The following is a 19,853-nucleotide window of genomic DNA, read 5'->3' as shown; positions in this document are numbered from 1 at the left end:
AACGGCCCGGTCGTCATTACGACCGGGCCGTTAAAGCACTACCTCAGCGATACACCGTTCGGGTCTTGAAACGAGACCTTAACTGAACGGCATTACTCCCTCGGGAGGCTTTTTTTTTAGCGGTAGGCGCCGGAGCCGATCAGGAAATCGTCGACCCGCTCGATGTAGCCCTCCTTCAGTTCAACGGTCTTGGTGACCGGATTGGGCCACTTGTAACTGATCCAGCCGCCGCCGCGCGTTTTGGCCAGCGTGATCATTTCCTGGATCATGAACTTGCCCTCCATGTCCTTGAGGGCGATGCGCGGCGTGCCGACCATCTGCGGGTTGTTGCCGTGCGCCAGCACCTTGCCGTTGAAATCGTAGACATAGACGTACAGGTCGCGGTCGTGGAAATCGGTGTTGGCCGGATCGGAGATCGCGGCGAACGCCTTGTCGCGGCCTTGCGCCTTGACCATCGCCACCGCCCGCTTGACCATGGCCACCGCCTCGGCGCGGCTGCCTTTCTGCGCCGCCGCCGCCGCACCGCCGCCGCACAGCGCCAGCCCCCACGCCAGTCCCAGGGCCGCCGCGGCCACCCATGCCTTCATCCGATGCTCCTCTTATGATTATGTCTGGCCATCTTAGCGCAGGCGCTGGCGGGACAGGGTGCGCGCGTTGCTAATCGGCAACAGGATTGCCGAACAGGCCATCCCACAGCGCCCGCACCTGGGCCGCCTGCGGCGCCACCCGCGCCCGGTCGACGCGCGCCAGGTCCTGGCCCTGCAGCCGCAGCTGGTGCTGCAGCTTGCGGTATTGGCGGTAGGCGTCCGCCACGCTGGCGGCCAGCGCGGCGTCGATCAGGCCCAGTTCGGCGCACATCTTCAGCAGCGCGATGTTGCCGTAGTTGGCGGTCAGCTGCGGATAGCGGTGGGCGTGCTGCAGCACCAGGAACTGGACGATGAACTCGATGTCGATCATGCCGCCCGGATCCTGCTTGAGGTCGAACAGCGCGCTGTGGTTGGGCTTGGCGTCCATCATGCGCTGGCGCATGGCGATCACCTCCGGCTTGAGCGGGCCGTCGGCCGGGCGCGCCTTGCGCAGCACCGCCTCGCGGATCTGCTCGAAGCGCTGGCCGATGGCGGCGTCGCCGGCGCAGTAGCGGGCGCGGGTCAGCGCCTGGTGTTCCCACACCCAGGCCGAGTTGCTCTGGTATTTCTCGAACGAGGCCACCGACGACACCAGCATGCCGCTGGCGCCGTCAGGGCGCAGCGCGGTGTCGATGTCGAACAGGATACCGGCCGGGGTGTGCGAGGTCATCCAGGTGATGAAGCGTTGCGCCAGCTTGGCGTACTGGGCCGGCGCCTCCTGGTCGGGGTCGTCGTACAGGAAGATCACGTCGAGGTCGGACACATAGCCAAGCTCCTTGCCGCCCAGCTTGCCGTAGGCGATGACGGTGAACAGCGGCACCTCGCGGTGGCGCGTGGCCACCGTGCGCCACACCGCCTGGAGGGTGGCGGCAACGATGGTGTCGGCCAGCGCCGACAGGTAGTCGGCCAGCTTTTCCACCGTCAGGTCGCCGGCCAGGTCCTGCGCCAGCAGGTGGAACAGCTGCACGTGGTGGACCTCGCGCAGGATGTCCATCTGGCGCTCGGTGTCGCCGGCGGCGGCGGCCAGTTGCGTGTCGAGCTCGGCGGCCAGCGCGGCCGGGTCGAACACCGCGTGGCGCAGGCGGTCGTCGAGCAGCTCGTCGAGCAGGATCGGGTGCTGGCTGAGGAACTGCGCCGCCCAGCCGCTGGCGTGCACCATGCGGATCACGCGCGCCAGCGTGTGCGGGTACTCGGTCAGCAGCGACAGGTAGGCCGCGCGGCGCGCGATCGCCTCCAGGAAGTCGAGCAGCCGGCCCAGCGTGGCCAGCTGGCTGCCGCCGCGCGATTCCTGCGCGGCCTGGACGATCAGCGGCAGCGCGCTGTTGATCAGGCTCTGCAGCCGGTTGCGGCTGGCCTCGGGCAGCGATTGCAGGCGCGGCGCCTGCCAGGTGGCGATCAGCCGCTTGGCGCCATCCTCGGGCGCGTCGAAGCCGAGCGCGGCGAAGCGCGCCACCAGCGCCTCGCGGTTGTCGGGATCGGCGCATTCGTTGCTGGACTGCAGTTCGATGTCGTTGTCGCCGCCCTCGGTCTTGTCCGAGAACATCTCGTCGAACTGGCCGGCGACGAACTGGCGGTGCGCCTCCAGCTGGGTCAGCAGCGTGGCCGCGTCGGGCAGGCCCATCATCTCGGCCACGGTCTGGCGGTCGGCCTCGCTGGCCGGCAGCGTGTGGGTCTGGGCGTCGTCCAGGTATTGCAGCCGGTGCTCCAGGTTGCGCAGGAAGGTGTACGAGGCCAGTAGCTGGTAGACGATGGCGTGGCTCAGCAGGCCCTTCTCGGCGATGATGCGCAGCGTGGTGCGGGTCGAGCGGTCGCGCAGCGCGGCGTCGCGGCCGCCGCGGATCAGCTGGAACACCTGGGCCAGGAACTCGATCTCGCGGATGCCGCCGCGGCCCAGCTTGACGTTGTTGCTGCGGTCCGGGTGCAGCCGCTCCTGGCGGTTGACCTCGGCGCGGATCTGCGCGTGCATATTGCGGATGGCGTCAATCACGCCAAAGTCCAGGTAGCGGCGGAAGCAGAACGGGCGGACAATCGCCTCCAGCGCGGCGATGTCCTCGGCGCGGCCGGTCACCGCGCGCGCCTTGACCCAGGCGTAACGCTCCCATTCGCGGCCCTGGACGATCAGGTAGTTTTCCACCATGCCGAGGCTGGCGGCCAGCGGGCCGGAATTGCCGTTCGGCCGCAGCGCCATGTCGACGCGGAAGGTGTAGCCGTCCTCGGTGATCTCGGCCAGCGCGGCGATCAGCTTCTTGCCGAGGCGCACGAAGAACTCGTGGTTGGACAGGCCGCGCTGGCCCGGCCCGGCGGCAGTGTCGCCGTCCTCGGGATAGACGAAGATCAGGTCGATGTCGGACGACACATTGAGTTCGCCGCCGCCCTGCTTGCCCATGGCCAGCACCATCATCTGCTGCGGCAGGCCGGAGTCGCGCCCGGTCGGCGCGCCGTGCGCGGCCACCAGCTCGGCGTGCAGCTCGGCCAGATGTTGCTGGATGGCAAAGTCGGCAAAGCGGGTCATGGCGCTCACCACCTCGGCCAGGTTGGCCTGGCCGCCGAGGTCGCGCCGGATCAGCGTGCACACCAGCAGGTTGCGCAGGCGGCGCATGGCGCGCACCAGCGGCAGGCCGCCGGCGGCTTCCTGGCGCAAATAGTGCGCCAGATCGATCTCGGCCAGCGATAATTGCGCCAGTTCGTCGATCCGGGCGGCGCGCTCGGGGGCGGCGGACAGCCAGCGCTGGTAAAAGCGTGAAACGGCGGGGGCAACGGACGGTGAACTCATAAACGGATAAGGTAGAATGGCTGCGACAACCGAGTTTAGCGCGAGTTTCGTGAATTTTTGACGCATGGCCTGATTTATTAGCGTATTAATGCAAAAACCAGAAGAGGAGACCGTGACAGGCGAAGGCCCATTGGCCACGCGCTGGCACCGGCTCCGTGCCGCCTACCGGATTTGCAACCTGGCCACCCATCATGTGCTCGGTTTCGCGCTGAAACTGACGCTGCTGCTGTATGTCGCCTTCACCGTGCTGTTCCTGGCGCTGCGCTACGTGGTGCTGCCGAACATCGACCATTACAAGGGCGACATCGAGCGCGCCGCCAGCCACGCGATCGGCAACCCGGTCAGCATCGCCCGCGTGTACGCGTCGTGGAACGGCTTCCGCCCCAGCCTGTTCCTGGGCGACGTGGTGCTGCACGATCCGCAGGGACGGCCGGCGCTGAGCCTGCCGAGCGTGTCGGCCACGCTGTCGTGGTGGTCGGTGGCGGCGGCCGGCGTGCGCTTCCATGCGCTGGAGCTGACCCGGCCCGACCTGTCCATCCGGCGCGAGGCCGACGGCCGCCTGTACGTGGCCGGCATTTTCATCGATCCCGACCAGCCCAGCGACGGCAAGGGCCTGGACTGGCTGCTGACGCAGCGCGAAATCGTCATCCACGACGGCCGGCTGCAGTGGACCGACCGCCAGCGCGGCGCGCCGCCGCTGGCGCTGGACAACGTCCAGCTGGTGTTGCGCAACCAGTGGCTGCATCACCAGCTGTCGGTGCGCGCCACGCCGCCGGCGGCGCTGGCGCGGCCGCTTGACCTGCGCGCCGACTTCACCCATCCGGCGTTTGGCGCGCGCGTCTCCAACATCTCGATGTGGAAGGGCGAGGTCTACGCCGACATCCGCGACACCGACCTGCTGGCCTGGAAGACCTGGGTCGATTACCCGTTTGAACTGAGCAAGGGCCACGGTTCGCTGCGTGCCTGGGTTGGCGTCGAGCAGTCGCGCCTGACCGGCTTCACCGCCGACGTCGGCCTGCGCGACCTCACCGCCGTGCTGGGCGCCGAGCTGCCGCTGCTGGACCTGCAGCAACTCAGCGGGCGCATCGCCGTGCGCGAGGACATCCGGCCGCCGCTGGCGCGCCAGGGCGCCGCCACGCCGCGCTTCGGCGCGCTCGGCCACAGCATCGCCCTGAACAACCTGACGCTGACCACCCGCGACGGCCTGGTGATGGCGCCGACCTCGCTGTCGGAAAGCTTCGTCGCGGCCGCCGGCGCGCGGCCCGAGCGGGTCGCGCTGCGCGCCGCCCAGCTCGACCTGCAAACGCTGGCCGGCCTGGCCGAGCGCCTGCCGCTGACCGAGCGCCAGCACCAGATGGTGGCCGGCTTCGCGCCGCGCGGCCTGTTGCGCAACTTCTCGGCCGAATGGCAGGGCACGTTCCCGGCCTTGCAGACCTACCGCGTCAAGGGCGACCTGATCGGGCTGGGTCTGAAACCGCAGCCGCCGCGCCTGCCGCAAGCGAAGACCGCCAAGACGCCGGCCATCGCCGGCATGCCGGCCATTCCCGGCTTCGACAACCTCAGCGGCGCGATCGACGCCACCGAGCGCGGCGGCAGCTTCAGCCTCAACTCGCAGCAACTGGTGCTGCAGATGCCCGACTATTTCGCCGAGCCGTCGATGCCGTTCGACTACCTCAACCTGAAGGCGCGCTGGTCGTTCGAAGCGGACAACCAGCTGCTGTTCCAGATCGACGCCATGGACTTCGAGCAGGAGGGCATGAGCGGCACCTTGCAGGGCTCGCACCTGATTTCGCTGGCCGGCAAGGGCCCCGGCAAGGCCGACCTCGACGGCACGCTGACCGGCTTCCAGCTGAACCGCATCGGCCGCTACCTGCCGATGCAGACGCCGCACGACCTGACCCACTGGCTGACCGGCGCGCTGGAGGGCGGCGTCGCCAGCGACGTGAGCATCCGCCTGCGCGGCGACCTGGCGCATTTCCCGTTCCAGGGCGAGGGCAGGGCGCACGGCGAATTCCGCGTGGCCGGCAAGCTGACCGAGGGCAAGCTGAACTACGAGCCCGGCTACTATCTGCACGACGGCAAGGAACTGGGCAAGGACGGCCAGCCGTTGCCGCTGTGGCCGCAGGCCGAGCACATCAAGGGCAGCTTCGTGTTCGACCGCGCGCGCATGGAAATCCACGGCGACACCGCCACCACCGCCGGCGCCGCGCTGAGCAACGTCAAGGCGGTGATCCCGGACCTGAGCGTGCACGATTCGATGCTGGAAATCGACGGTAACGCCGCCGCGCCGCTGCAGGAATTCCTGCGCTACGTGGCGCTCAGCCCGGTGCTGGAGTGGATCTCGCACTTCACCGACGAAACCCAGGCCAGCGGCAACGCCAAGCTGGCGCTGAGCCTGCGCATTCCGCTGGCGCACGCGATCGACACCAAGGTGCAGGGCACGCTGCAACTGGCCAACAACGACATCGTGCTGATGAACGACCTGCCGGTGGTACAGTCGGCGCAGGGCAAGATCGAATTCAACGAGCGCGGCGTCAACCTCAACCAGCTGTCCGGCGCCTTCCTCGGCGGTCCGGTGTCGATCACCGGCGGCAGCCAGAAGGATGGCGCCATCGTCGTGCGCCTCGGCGGCCTGCTGACCGCCGACGGCTTCCGCCAGGCCTTCCCGATGCCGGCCATGCAGCGCCTGGCCGACCATTTTTCCGGCGGCACCCGCTACAGCGGCACGGTGACCGCGCGCGACCACCAGGTCATCGTCGCGGTCGACTCGTCGCTGACCGGGCTGGCGCTGGACCTGCCGGCGCCGGTGAAAAAAAGCGCCGCCGACAGCCTGCCGCTGCGCTTCCTGCTGACCAGCGGCCTGACGGCGGACGGCGCCGGCTACCTGCACGACGATATCCGCATCAACCTCGGCAACGGCATCGCGGCGCGCTACCAGCGCCAGAAGCAGCTCAGGCAGCACTGGAAGATGGTGCGCGGCGGCATCGGCGTCAACATGCCGGCGCCGGAGCCGGACAGCGGCCTGGCCTTCAACATCAGCATGCACGAGCTGAACGTCGACAACTGGCTGGACTTTGGCGACGCCATCGCCGGCCCGGCCGCCGCCGGTTCGGCGGCGGCGTTGGCGTCGCCGTCCGAGGCCAGCGATGTCGCCCAGTACGTGGTGCCCGACGCCATCGCCGCCCGCAGCAGCGAGCTGGTGATCGGCGACCGCAAGCTGGAAAACGTGGTGGTCGGCGTCACCCATCAGAAAGGCACGTGGCAGGCCAGCATCGACTCGACCCAGGCCAATGGCTACCTGACCTGGGCCGAGCCGTCCACCGGCGCCGGCCTCGGCAAGGTGACCGCGCGGCTGTCGTCGCTGGTGATACCGGAGTCGGCCCCGGGCGACGTCCAGGCGCTGCTGGACGGCAAGAGCGCCGCCGCCACCATCCCGGCGCTGGACGTGGTGGTGGACCGCTTCGAACTGTTCAACAAGCCGCTGGGGCGGCTGGAACTGCAGGCCAACAACGCCCAGCTGGCCAGCGCGCGCGAGTGGCGCGTCAGCAAGCTGTCGCTGACCAATGCCGACGGCGAACTGGAAGGCACCGGCAAGTGGGTCAGCAAGAACGGCGTCCACGACACCAGCCTCAACTTCAATCTGGCCATCAACGACGCCGGCAAGCTGCTGGAACGCTTTGGCTACGCCGACACACTGAAGGGCGGCAAGGGCTCGCTGAAGGGCGACATCGCGTGGAAGGGCCTGCCGTACTCGCTGGACCTGCCGAGCCTGTCCGGCCAGATCGCGCTGAATGTCGAGAAGGGCCAGTTCCTCAAGCAGGACCCGGGCGCCGCCAAGCTGCTCGGCGTGCTGAGCCTGCAAGCGTTGCCGCGCCTGCTCAAGCTGGACTTCCACGACGTCTTCTCGGAAGGCCTGGCGTTTGACGGCATCACCGCCAACGCCGCCATCAACCGCGGCATCGTCAAGACCGACAACTTGAAAATGCACGGTGTGGCCGCCACTGTCTTGATGGATGGCACGGCCGATATCGCCAACGAAACCACCAACCTGCACGTGGTGGTGATACCCGAGGTCAACCTCGGCACGGCGCCGCTGGTGTACGCGCTGGCGGTCAATCCGGTCATCGGCCTGGGTAGCTTCCTGGCGCAACTGTTCCTGAGCGCGCCGGTGATGAAGGCGCTGACCTATCATATGCAGGTGTCCGGCCCGTGGAAGGCGCCGGTCGTCACCAAGCTGGACGCCACCAAACTGGAACCGACAAGGGGATCGCCATGAACCACACCGTTGCTGCCATCCAAATGATTTCCTCGCCCACCGTGGCGGACAATATCGCCACCGCGCGCCGCCTGGTGACCCAGGCCGCCCGGGATGGCGCCGGGCTGGTGCTGCTGCCCGAATACTGGGCCATCATGGGCCTGACCGACAGCGACAAGGTGCGCGTGGCCGAGCCGCTGGGGCAGGGACCGATCCAGGACTTCATGGCCGGCCTGGCGCGCGAACTGGGCATCTGGCTGATCGGCGGCACCTTGCCGCTGGCCTCGGACGACGCCGACAAGGTCATCAACACCACGCTGGTGTACAACCCGCAGGGCGAGCACGTCAGCCGCTACGACAAGATCCACCTGTTCGGCTTCACCAAGGGCAGCGAGTCGTACAACGAATCGAAGACGATAGTGCCGGGCAAGCATGTTGGCACGTTCGAGGCGCCGTTCGGCAAGGTTGGCATGTCGGTGTGCTATGACCTGCGCTTCCCGGAACTGTTCCGCGCCATGGGGCCGGTATCGCTGATCGTGGTGCCGGCCGCCTTTACCTACACCACCGGCATGGCGCACTGGGAAATCCTGCTGCGCGCGCGCGCCATCGAAAACCAGTGCTACGTGCTGGCGGCAGCGCAGGGCGGCATCCACCCCAACGGCCGCCGCACCTGGGGCCACAGCATGCTGATCGACCCGTGGGGCACGGTCAAGTCGGTGCTGGCCGAGGGCGAGGGCGTGGTGGCCGGCGAGATCGACCTCGGCTATATGGAAGGCGTGCGCGACAGCTTGCCGGCCCTGAAACACCGGACCATGTGATATCCACTACAATGCCGGTAACACCTCACAGAAAGCATCACCATGAAGCCATTTGAACCGAATCTGTCCACCCTGGCCGTAGCGCGCGATATTTTGCTGACGCCGTTCGGGCTGGACGAGGCCAAGCTGCTCAAGACCCTGGGCGCAATGTTCACCCACAAGGTCGACTATGCCGACTTGTATTTCCAATTTACTAAAAACGAGGGCTGGAGCCTGGAAGAGGGCATCGTCAAGACCGGCAGCTTCTCGATCGACCAGGGCGTCGGCGTGCGCGCCGTGTCGGGCGACAAGACGGCGTTCTCGTATTCGGATGAAATCTCCGAAGCGGCGCTGCTGGATGCCGCCTCCGCCACCCGCACCATCGCCCGCGCCGGTGCCGGCAAGGTGAAGGTGGCGGGCGCCATGAACCATGTCGGCGGCCGTTCGCTGTATCTGCCGCACGATCCGCTGGTGTCGCTGGACGCCACCGCCAAGGTGGCGCTGCTGGAGCGCATCGAGAAGATGGCGCGCGCCAAGGACCCGCGCGTGGTGCAGGTCATGGCCAGCCTGGCCGGCGAGTACGACGTGGTGCTGGTGGTGCGCAGCGATGGCGTACTGGCGGCCGATATCCGGCCGCTGGTGCGGGTGTCGCTGACCGTTATCGTCGAGCAGAACGGCCGCCGCGAAGTCGGCTCGTCGGGCGGCGGCGGGCGTTACGACTATGGCTACTTCAGCGACGCGCTGCTGGAGCAGTATGCGGACGACGCGGTGAAGTCGGCCATCGTCAACCTGGACGCGCGTCCGGCGCCGGCCGGCCCGATGACGGTGGTGCTCGGCCCAGGCTGGCCGGGCATCCTGCTGCACGAGGCGATAGGCCACGGCCTGGAGGGCGACTTCAACCGCAAGGGTTCGTCGACCTTCTCCGGCCGCATCGGCGAGCGCGTGGCGGCCAAGGGCGTCACCGTGGTCGATGATGGCACGCTGGCCGATCGCCGCGGCTCGCTGAACATCGACGACGAGGGCAATCCGACCCAGTGCACCACGCTGATCGAGGACGGCATCCTGAAAGGCTACATCCAGGACACGATGAACGCGCGCCTGATGAAGATGCCGGTGACCGGCAACGCGCGCCGCGAATCGTTCGCCCACCTGCCGATGCCGCGCATGACCAACACCTATATGCTGGGCGGCGACAAGGACCCGGGCGAGATTCTGGCGTCGGTGAAGAATGGTTTGTACGCGGTCAACTTCGGCGGCGGCCAGGTCGATATCACCAACGGCAAGTTCGTGTTCTCCGCCAGCGAGGCGTACATGATCGAGAACGGCAAGATCACCTACCCGGTGAAGGGCGCCACGCTGATCGGCAATGGTCCCGAAGTGCTGAACCGCGTCTCGATGATCGGCAACGACATGAAGCTGGACCCGGGCGTAGGGGTGTGCGGCAAGGAAGGCCAGAGCGTGCCGGTGGGCGTTGGCCAGCCGACCTTGCGGATTGACGGGGTCACAGTCGGCGGCACGGCGTAATTTGCTTTCACCCCCAAACGAAAGGGTCTGACCCCGTACGGGGTCAGACCCTGGCCGCAGCGGTGTGCGGGTTTGCGGGGTGCCGTCAGAACTTGTAAGACGCCTTCACGTAGAAGGTCCGGCCCAGCGGATCGGTGAAGCGCGGATCATACCCGCTCTGGAACGTGGTGCCCTGGTTGGTGTACGGCGGCGCGCTGTCGAACAGGTTCTTGATCCCCACCGTCAGGTCGGTGTTCCGGAAACCGGTATAGCTGGTGGACAGCGAATACGTCGAATACGCCCGCACCTTGTGGTAGTACGCCCCATCCACATCGTTCTCATCCACGTAACCGCTCAGATACTTGTTGGCGAAACTGGCGCTCCACGGCCCTTTCTTCCACGTCACCGTGGCGTTGTGCTTCCAGCGGAACACCGGCGCATTGTCGCCGTACACGCCGACATTCTCCACGAACTCGCCGCCCGTCTCGTTCTGGTACTTGTAGCTGTGCACCCACGTGCCATCGAACTGGAACAGGAAATCCCCGACCGACGAACGCGGCAGCTTCCAGCGCAGGCTGGTGTCGATGCCCGAGGTCTTCACCTCGCCCAGGTTGTCCAGCACCGCGTTCACGTACTGCAGCGTCTTGCCGTCCGCCGAGTAGACGAAGTAACTCTTGTACTTCTCATAGTTGTCGAAGATGGTCGACTCGGCCACGGTGCCGATCGAATCCCTGATCTTGATGTTGAAGTAGTCGAACGACACGCTGACCGCGTTCACCGGCTCAAACACCACGCCCAGCGCGAAAGTCTTCGACTTCTCCGGCTTCAGGTTGGCGTTGCCGCCGCTGCGGATGTATTGCTGCTGGTTGCAGGCGACGTTCGGATTGGCGCCGGCCGCCGCCACGCCGCCCGGGCACAGCACCGGATCGTCATAGGCGTTGCTGGTGAAGGTCGAGGTGGCCGGGCCGTGCAGGTCGTACAGGGTCGGCGCGCGGAAGCCGGTGTTGTACGAGGTGCGGAACAGCACCTGCTTGCTGGCCTCCCAGCGCAGGCCGACCTTCGGATTGAAGGTGCCGCCGACGTCGTTGTAATGGTCGTAGCGCGCGGCCGCCGACAGTTCCAGATCCTTGGCCAGCGGCACGCTCAGCTCCGAGTACACGGCCGAGATATTGCGCTGGCCGGCCTGGTCCTGCGCGTCGGCATAGCCCGAGCTGGACGCCTGCGACGCCAGTTCGCGGTTGACGTTGTAGGTGGCCTTGTCATGCCGGAACTCGGTGCCGAGCGCGAAGCCGACGCCGCCCGCCGGCAACTGGTAAATCTCGCGGCTGATCTTGCCGTCAACGCCGACGCTGGTCATCTTGGCGGACAGGTATTCGCCGCGCAGCTGGGCCGCGTCGATGTAGGCGGTGCCGGCCGCCGACTGCTCGCCGAACGGATTCAGCGTGCCATCCAGCACACCGGCCTTCATCAGCGAGTCGTTGGTGTAGCCGCCGGCAAACGCGCTGGCGGCCTTGTTGACCGCGTAGGTCAGGCCGACGTTGTAGTCCCAGCCGGCCACCAGGCCTTCCGATGCCAGCACCAGGCGGTCGGAGATCGAGGTGTCGTAGCCCTGGCGCTTGCCGGCGGCGACGGTGCGCCAGTTGAGCGTCAGGTCTTCGCCGGTCAGGCCGGCCACCGCCGGCACGCCGGCGCTGCCGCCTGGATAGTAGGGACTGGCCGAGGTCATGGTGATGCCGGTCAGCGGCGACGGCGCGATGGCGCTGGCGTTGGTCGAGCGGCTGTGCAGGTATTCGACGGTGGCGACGTCGTCCGCGCTCAGCTTGAAGCTGGCCTTGCCGAGGAAGGATTCCTGCTGCGTCTTCGGAATGTCCTGGATGTATTTGCTGGTGTCGGTGCGGCAGGTGCCGTTGGACTTGGTGATCAGCCCGGTGCCGATGCAGCCGCTGGCGTAGTACGGGTTGCCGGTGATGCCGTTGTCCGAGTAGAAGTTGGCCGGCTGCGAGGTGCCGCTGCTGTTGTTGATGCCCTTGTCCGGCCGCACGCTGGTGCTGGAGAAGGCGCGCTCGGCGGCGTCCAGCGCGGTCTGCTTGTGCAGGTCGATCACGCCGAACACGTTCCAGCCATCCTTGTCCAGGTCGCCGTAGCCGCCCGACAGGTTGAGGCGCGTCTCGGCGCCGGCGCCGCTGGCCTGCGGCTGGTAGCGCTCGACGCTGACGTTGGCGCCGCTCACCGAGCGCTTGGTGATGAAGTTGATCACGCCGCCGATGGCGTCGGTGCCGTAAATCGCCGAGGCGCCGTCGCGCAGCACCTCGACCCGCTCCAGCGCCGACAAGGGAATGATGTTCAGGTCGACCGACGAGCCGTTGAACGGGTGGTTGGCCAGGCGGCGGCCGTTCAGCAGCACCAGCGTCTTGTTGCTGCCCAGGCCGCGCAAGTCGGCGGTGGCGATGCCGCCGGTGCCGGAGCCGACCGACTGGCTGCTGCCGGTCACGCTCTGGTTCATCGACAGCGTGTTCATCACCTCGGCGGCGGTGGTCAGGCCCTGCTTTTCGAAGTCGGCGGCCTTGATGGTGGTGATCGGCAGCGCCGACTCGGTGGCCAGGCGCTTGATGCTGGACCCGGTCACTTCCACGCGCTGGATCGGCGCCTCGTCGGTTTGCGCCTGCGCGGCGTGCATGCCGACCATCAGGCCGCCGGCAAACAGCACGCGCACGGTGCGGGACATCGCTCTTTCAATCATCATTGTGTTCACTCCTGCATGGGTATGGGAGTTTCATCAGACCACCCACCGCGGGGCCCGAACAATGACGCTTGAACAAGTGTGCTGCGCGCAAACGGTCACAGGTGTAAAGCCCGCGTTGCGCGGGCGGCGCGGCAAGGCGGCGGAGAGCCGGCGGAGAGGCGCGGCACGCCGTCTCTCCGCCGGCATTACAACTGCTTACAGGTGCGAGGAACTTTACGTGATTGCGCGCAGTGTAAATTTATGTCAGAACTTGTAGGTGACGCGCGCATACCACGTCCGGCCCAGCGGATCGGTGTAGCGCGGATCGTAGCCTTGCTGGAAGGTGGTGCTCTGGTTGGTGAACGGCGGGTCCTGGTCCAGCAGGTTGCGCACGCCAACCGTCAGGTCCAGGTTGCGCACGCCGCTGTAGCTGGCCGACAGCGACCACACCGAGTACGAGTCGACCTCGTTGAAGAACTGCGGCGCCACGGCGTTCTGGTCGGTGTAGCCGGACACGTAGCGGTTGGTCAGCGACGCGCCCCACGGTCCGCGGCTCCACGTCAGCGTAGCGTTGTGGCGCCAGCGGAACACCGGCGACGCATCGGCATAGCGGCCGATGTTTTCGGTGAACACGCCGCCGCGCTCGTTCTGGTAGTCGTACTTGCGCACCCAGGTGCCGTCGAGCTGCAACGATACCGTGCCGTAGGGGCCGGACGGCGCGCGCCACAGGACGCTGGCATCGATGCCGCTGGTCTTCACCTCGCCAAGGTTGTTGGTGATCAGCGAGACGTCGTCCAGCCGGGTGCCGGCGGCATTGTAGTGGAACAGGCTCTGATACTTGGCGTAGTCGTTGAACACGGTCTGCTCGGCCAGCGCGCTGATCTGGTCGCGCAGGCGGATGTCCCAGTAGTCGAGCGACAGCGTCAGCGCGCGCATCGGCTCGAACACCAGGCCGGCGCTCCAGGTCTTGGAGCGTTCCGGCCGCACGTCCGGATTGCCGCCCTGGCGGATGTTCTGCTGCTGGTCGCACGCCAGGTTGGGATTGGCGCCGGCCACCGGCACGCCGCCGGGACACAGCACCGGGTCGTTCCACGGATCGGACGAGTTGGTCACTGTCTGTGGGCCGTGCAGGTCGAACAGCGTGGGCGCGCGGAAGCCGCGGTTCCACGAGGCGCGCAACAGCAGCGGCGCCAGCGGCTGGTAGCGCGCGCTGAGCTTGGGCGTGAAGCTGCGGCCGACGTCGCTGTAGTGGTCGAAGCGGGCGGCGGCGTTGAGCTCCAGGTGCTGGATGGCGGCGGCGTTCAGTTCGGCGAACAGCGCGTAGATGCGGCGGTCGCCCGACTGGTCCTGGGCGTCGGCGAAGCCGGAGCTGGAGGCCTGCGAGGCCAGCGCCCGGTTGATGGTGTACAGCGCGCGTTCCTTGCGCGCCTCGCCGCCCAGCGCAAAGCTGAGCGGGCCGCCCGGCAGCTGCATCAGGTCGCGGCTGGCGCGCACGTCCAGCGCGCTGGCGCGCATGCGGGCGCGCAGGTATTCGCCGATCAGCAGCGACTCGTTCAGGTAGGCCAGGCCGGCCGCGGTTTGCTCGCCGAACGGATTCAGCAGGCCGCTGCCGACGCCCTCGACGATGCGCTGGTCGATCACGTAGCCGCCGGCGAAGGCGCTGGCGGCCTGGCTGATGGAGTGGCTCAGGCCGGCGCTGTAGTCCCAGCCGCGCAGCGTGCCCTCGGCGCTCAGCACCAGCCGGTCCGAGGTGCTGGTGGAGAAGTCGGCGCGCCGCCCGGTCACCAGCGGGCGCCAGCTGATGTCGAGGTCTTCGCCGATGAGGCCGGCCACGGCCGGCACGCCGGCGCTGCCGCCCGGATAGTAGGGGCTGTCGCCGTGCATGATCAGGCCGATGCCGGCCAGCGGCGGCGGCGCCACCCGCGCGGTGTTGGTGCTGCGCGCGTGCAGCGCTTCGGCGGCCAGCGTGTGGTCGTCGCTGAGCTTGTAGCTGAAGCGGCCCAGATAGGATTCCTGCTTGGTGCGCGGGATGTCGTCCACCTCGCGCGTGTAGTCGTAGCGGCAGGTCGGCGAACCGCCGGTGTTGGGAATCGATGCCGGCGGCAGGCAGCCGCCGGCAAAGCCGGGATTGCCGCTGATGCCGTTGTCGGAAAAGAAGTTGGCGGGGAAGGGCGTGCCGCTGGTCTGGCTGACGCCGCGGCTGGGGATGACGCCGGTGGCCGAGAACGGCCGCGCCGTGGCCGGCAGCGCCTGCTGGCGGTGCACGTCCAGCACGCCGAACAGGTTGAAGCGGTCGCTGGCCAGGTCGCCGAAGCCGCCGCTGAGGTTGAGGCGGCGCTCGGCGCCGCCGCCGGATTCCTGCGGCTGGTAGGCCTCCAGCGTGACCGCGCCGCCCTTGACCTGGCGCTTGGTGATGAAGTTGACCACGCCGCCGATGGCGTCGCTGCCGTACACCGCCGAGGCGCCGTCGCGCAGCACTTCCACGCGGTCCAGCGCCGACAGCGGAATCACGTTGAGGTCGACGCTGTCGCCCTGGATCGGGTGGGCGGCGATGCGGCGGCCGTTGAGCAGCACCAGCGTGCGCTGGCCGCCCAGGCCGCGCAGATCGGCCTGCGACTGGCCGCCGGTGCCGGCGCCTACCGACTGCGCGCTGGACACCGAGGTCTGGTTCATCGGGATGCTGTTGAGCACCTGCTGGGCGGTGGTCAGCCCCTGGCGCGCGAAGTCCTCGGCGCGGATCGAGGTCAGCGGCAGCGCGGTTTCGCTGGCGATGCGGCGGATCGAGCTGCCGGTGATTTCCACCCGCTGCATGGGCGTGTCGTCCGTGGTCTGCGCCACGGCGTTGGCCGCCAACAACGCCAGGGCGAGGTGCGTGGTGAGTCGTGTTGTCATCATGTTCTCCCTTGAAAAAGCCGCAATACGCAGCAAGTTCAGTCTTGCGGCGTTCACGAGGGAGAAATCTGATCTGCGTCAGAGGTGCGCAATAAACTGCTTGCCAAACGCCGCAAGTTGTTGTTATAGTCGTTGGACACTTTACGGACTGACATGACCCACTTCTTCTTTACCGGCTGGTTTTACTTTAGCTTCCCAACCCCTCAGGCGGTGGAGTAGCGGCCGGTGCACGTAGAAGCAACCCGAGTCCCAGCAGAATTCCAAAAAAACCGCCTCCCCCGAGGCGGTTTTTTTTTACCCCCATTTTTGATCGATCACCTGGAGAACAGCAATGCCCCGTACCGATGATTTGCGCATCCGCGAGATGAAGGAATTGACGCCACCGTCCCACCTGATCCGCGAGTTTGCCTGCACGCCGGCGGCGGAGCAGACTGCCGCCAACGCCCGCGTGGCGCTGCACCGCATCCTGCACGGCCAGGACGACCGCCTGATGGTGGTGATCGGCCCGTGCTCGATCCACGATCCGCAGGCGGCGATGGAGTACGCGCGCCGCCTGGCGCCGCTGCGCCAGCAACTGGCCGGCGACCTGGAAATCGTCATGCGCGTGTATTTCGAAAAGCCGCGCACCACGGTCGGCTGGAAGGGCCTGATCAACGATCCGTACATGGACAACAGCTTCCGCATCAACGACGGTCTGCGCATGGCGCGCGAGCTGCTGCGCGACATCAACGAGCTGGGCCTGCCGGCCGGCACCGAGTTCCTCGACGTCATCTCGCCGCAGTACATCGCCGACCTGATCGCGTGGGGCGCGATCGGCGCCCGCACCACCGAGTCGCAGGTGCACCGCGAGCTGGCCTCGGGGCTGTCGTGCCCGGTGGGCTTCAAGAACGGCACCGACGGCAATGTGCGCATCGCGGTGGACGCGATCAAGGCGGCCTCGCAGCCGCACCACTTCCTGTCGGTGACCAAGGGCGGCCACTCGGCGATCGTGTCGACCAACGGCAACGAGGATTGCCACATCATCCTGCGCGGCGGCAAGACGCCGAACTACGACGCTGCCAGCGTGGACGAGGCCTGCAAGGCGATCGCCGCGCAGGGGCTGGCGCCGCGGCTGATGATCGACGCCTCGCACGCCAACAGCTCCAAGAAGCCGGAGAACCAGGTGCCGGTATGCGCCGACATCGCCGGGCAGGTGGCGGCGGGCGATACGCGGATTGTCGGCGTCATGGTGGAGTCGCACCTGGTGGCGGGGCGGCAGGACCTGGTGCCGGGCAAGCAGCTGACCTACGGCCAGTCGATCACCGACGGCTGCATCGACTGGGACAGCAGCGTGCAGGTGCTGCAAGGGTTGGCGGCTGCCGTGCGCCAGCGGCGCCTGGCCATGCAGGCGTCTGAGAAATAACCCGACCGGAAGGGTCTGACCCCGTACGGGGGCAGACCCTGGCGCCGGCGGTGTGCGGGTTGCGCGGGCGCGGTCAGAAGCTGTAGCTGCCGCGCAGGTACAGCGCGCGTCCCACCGGATCGGTGTAACGCGGATCATAGCCCTTCTGGAACAGCGTGCCCTGGTTGGAGAACGGCGGCTCCTTGTCCAGCAGGTTCTTGACGCCGGCCGTCAGCGTCACGCCCTTGAAGCCGGTGTAGCTGCCGCTCAGGTTCCACAGCGCATACGACGGCACCTTGTTCAGGTACTGCGGGTCGATGTCCAGGTTCTGGTCGGTATAGCCGGACTTGAACGCCTGCGCCAGCGTGGCGTTCCAGTCGCCCAGGCGCCAGTTCAGCGCCAGGTTGTGCTTCCAGCGGAACACCGGATTGTTGGCGGCATAGCGGCCGACGTTCTGGATGAACGGTCCGTCGCGCTCGTCCTGGTACTCATACTTGTGCACATACGTGCCGTCCAGCGTCAGCGTGAAGTTGCCGGCCTGGGTGGTGCCCGAGCGCAGCGTCAGGCTGACGTCGACGCCGTCGGTGTTGACCTTGCCCAGGTTTTCCTTCAGGTCCAGGATCGCGTACGGCGAGCCGTCCGGGTTGCGCAGGAAGCGCGCCTTGTATTTCTCGTAGTCGCCATAGATGGCTTCCTCCGGCAGCGCGTTGATCTTGTCCTTCAGGCGGATGTTCCAGTAGTCCACCGCCAAGGTCGCCTGCGGCACGGGCTCCAGCACCACGCCCACCGAGAAGGTCTTGGATTTTTCCGGCCGCAGGTCCTGGTTGCCGCCTTGCAGCTTGTACTGCTGCAGGTCGCAGTCGCGCAGCGGGTTGGCGATCGGGTTGGACGACAGCACGCCGCCCGGGCACAGGATCGGGTCGTTGTACGAGTTGTTGGTGTCGTTCTTCGACAGCGGCGCGTTCTTCTCGAACAGCGTCGGCGCGCGGAAGCCGGTCGAGGCCGAACCGCGCAGCAGCACCTGCTTGCTCGGCTGGTAGCGCAGGCCCAGCTTCGGATTGGTGGTGCTGCCGACGTCGCTGTAATCGTCGTAGCGCGCCGCCAGGTTGACTTCCAGGTCCGGCAGCAGCGGCAGGTTGACCTCGCCGAAGATGGCCTTGATGGTGCGCGCGCCGTCGGTCGACTGCGAGCCCGACAGCCCGGACGACGAGGCCTGGCCGGCGATGTCGCGGTTGACGTTGAAGTCGGCCTCCTCGCGCCGCAGCTCGGCGCCGATGGCCACCGCCAGCTTGCCGCCGGCCAGGTCCATCAGGTCGCGGCTGGCCTTGGCGTCGATGCCGGTGTTGCGGGTTTTGCCGTTCTGCACCTTGCCGCGCAGGGCGGTGCTGTCCAGGTAGGCCTTGCCGGCCGCGTCCTGCTTGCCGAACGGATTGAGGATGCCGTTGGCCACGCCGGCGGCGAACTTGGCGTCGTTGACGTAGCCGCCGGTGAAGTACTCGGCCGAGCGGCTTTCCGACAGCGTGAAGCCGGCCTTGTAATCCCATTCCCGGAACAGGCCTTCGGCGCTGAACACCAGGCGGTCGGCCGCGCCCTTGGAGTTGATCTCGCGCTGGCCGGCCTCGGTCGGGCGCCAGTTGACCGACAGCGGATCGCCCGACAGCCCCGGCATGGCCGGCACGCCGCCGCTGTTGCCCGGATAGTATTTGCTGGTGTTCGGCAACAGCAGGCCGGTCTGCGGCGGCGGCGCGGTGTGCGACACCACGTCGTTTTCCGAGTGCAGGTATTCAATCGACGCCAGGTGGTCGCCATTGAGCTTGAAGCTGGCCTTGCCGAAGAACGAGGTCTGCTTCTGTTCCGGCAGGTCGTCGATCTGGCGCGTGTAGTCCTGGCGGCAGGTGCCGTTGCTGGCGCGCGGAATCGACAGCGGGGCGTCGCAGCCGGAAGCGAAATACGGGTTGCCGGTGGCGCCCGAGGTCGGGTCGAAGTAGTTGCCGGGGAAGGTGGTGCCGGAGGTCAGGTTGAGGCCGCGCTCCGGGATCACGCCGGTCTTGGAGAACTCGCGCTGCTGCGAGGTCAGGATGTCCAGCTTGTGGTAGTCGAACACGCCGAAGACGTTGTAGCCGTCGGTGTCCAGGTTGCCGAAGCCGCTCGACAGGTTGACCCGCTTCTCGTCGGCGCCGTCCTTGCGCGGCAGCACCGCCTCGGCGGTGATGGTGGTGACCTGCACCGAGCGCTTGGTGATGAAGTTGATCACGCCGCCGATGGCGTCGGTGCCGTAGATGGCCGAGGCGCCGTCGCGCAACACCTCGACCCGTTCCAGCGCCGACACCGGGATGATGTTGAGGTCGACGCTGGCGCCGTCGTACGGGTGGTTGGCGATGCGGCGGCCGTTCAGCAGCACCAGCGTCTTGTCGCCGCCGAGGCCGCGCAGGTCGGCGCTGGCCTGGCCGCCGGTCGGCAGGCCCGAGCTGTTGCCGCCGACCACGTTGGCCGAGCCGAAGCTGGAGCTGTTGGTGGGGATGCGGTCCAGCACTTCCTGGGCGGTGGTCAGGCCCTGCTTGACGAAATCGTCGGCCTTGATCACGGTCAGCGGATTGGCGGTTTCGGCCGCCAGCCGCTTGATCGACGACCCGGTGATTTCCACGCGCTGCATCGGCGCCTCGCTCTGCGCCTGCGCCAGCGGCGCGATCAATCCCAGTCCCAGCACGCCACTCGCATAGACACGGCGCATGGAACGGGACAACACGGTCTCTTTCAACATTTGCTCTACTCCCAAAGCGAACTTGATCTTATGAATTGAACCTTCGTTCACAACGAAGGGCCTGTTGTCGATAATTTCACTGTCGGGGCGGCCGTGTCAATTTGAAAAGATTGTCTGTTTATATAAAACAACGGCGAAAAAAA

General features: G+C 67.1%; 9 protein-coding genes. 4 read left to right on the top strand and 5 right to left on the bottom strand.

Features of this window, described 5'->3' with window-relative positions:
• Positions 1–116 precede the first annotated feature (116 nt).
• Both FHW58_RS18520 and glnE read right to left on the bottom strand, forming a co-directional pair.
• The gene (locus tag FHW58_RS18520) at positions 117–587 is read right to left on the bottom strand and encodes a cache domain-containing protein (RefSeq protein WP_179674618.1); all 471 of its coding nucleotides are present in this window, start codon (positions 585–587) and stop codon (positions 117–119) included.
• Between the two features lie 70 nt (positions 588–657).
• Entirely contained in the window at positions 658–3,399 is a 2,742-nt protein-coding gene (glnE, locus tag FHW58_RS18515; protein ID WP_179674617.1) for a bifunctional [glutamate--ammonia ligase]-adenylyl-L-tyrosine phosphorylase/[glutamate--ammonia-ligase] adenylyltransferase, read from the bottom strand.
• Between the two features lie 88 nt (positions 3,400–3,487).
• On the opposite strand from glnE, the gene FHW58_RS18510 reads away from it, so the two are divergent.
• Genes FHW58_RS18510 through tldD form a run of 3 tightly spaced genes read left to right on the top strand, consistent with a single transcriptional unit; the run spans position 3,488 to position 9,975 of the window.
• A complete protein-coding gene (locus FHW58_RS18510) occupies positions 3,488–7,675 on the top strand; it encodes a YhdP family protein (protein ID WP_179674616.1) in 4,188 nt (1,395 codons plus the stop codon).
• Positions 7,672–8,472 (top strand): carbon-nitrogen hydrolase family protein, encoded by an 801-nt coding sequence (locus FHW58_RS18505; RefSeq protein WP_179674615.1) that lies wholly within the window; start codon positions 7,672–7,674, stop codon positions 8,470–8,472. The genes FHW58_RS18510 and FHW58_RS18505 overlap by 4 nt, the downstream gene beginning before the upstream one ends.
• A 42-nt stretch (positions 8,473–8,514) precedes the next feature.
• Positions 8,515–9,975, top strand: coding sequence for a metalloprotease TldD (tldD, locus tag FHW58_RS18500; protein WP_179674614.1), 1,461 nt, complete (start codon positions 8,515–8,517; stop codon positions 9,973–9,975).
• Positions 9,976–10,060: 85 nt separating this feature from the next.
• Here tldD and FHW58_RS18495 read toward each other — a convergent pair whose 3' ends face one another.
• Together FHW58_RS18495 and FHW58_RS18490 are read right to left on the bottom strand one after the other, a co-directional pair.
• Complete coding sequence (locus FHW58_RS18495; RefSeq protein WP_229265398.1) at positions 10,061–12,697, bottom strand: TonB-dependent receptor; 2,637 nt, start codon at positions 12,695–12,697, stop codon at positions 10,061–10,063.
• Positions 12,698–12,940: 243 nt separating this feature from the next.
• A complete protein-coding gene (locus FHW58_RS18490) occupies positions 12,941–15,568 on the bottom strand; it encodes a TonB-dependent receptor (RefSeq protein ID WP_229265397.1) in 2,628 nt (875 codons plus the stop codon).
• Between the two features lie 331 nt (positions 15,569–15,899).
• Here FHW58_RS18490 and aroG point away from each other — a divergent pair, with 331 nt between their 5' ends.
• Positions 15,900–16,970, top strand: coding sequence for a 3-deoxy-7-phosphoheptulonate synthase AroG (gene aroG, locus FHW58_RS18485; RefSeq protein ID WP_179674612.1), 1,071 nt, complete (start codon positions 15,900–15,902; stop codon positions 16,968–16,970).
• Positions 16,971–17,043: 73 nt separating this feature from the next.
• Here aroG and FHW58_RS18480 read toward each other — a convergent pair whose 3' ends face one another.
• Positions 17,044–19,710 (bottom strand): TonB-dependent receptor, encoded by a 2,667-nt coding sequence (locus tag FHW58_RS18480; RefSeq protein WP_179674611.1) that lies wholly within the window; start codon positions 19,708–19,710, stop codon positions 17,044–17,046.
• Positions 19,711–19,853: the final 143 nt, after the last annotated feature.

This window comes from Duganella sp. 1224, assembly GCF_013408245.1.
In the GTDB taxonomy this organism is placed as follows: domain Bacteria; phylum Pseudomonadota; class Gammaproteobacteria; order Burkholderiales; family Burkholderiaceae_D; genus Rugamonas.
Note: the sequence above shows the minus strand (reverse complement) of the source record. Positions and strands in the feature narration are given on the sequence as shown.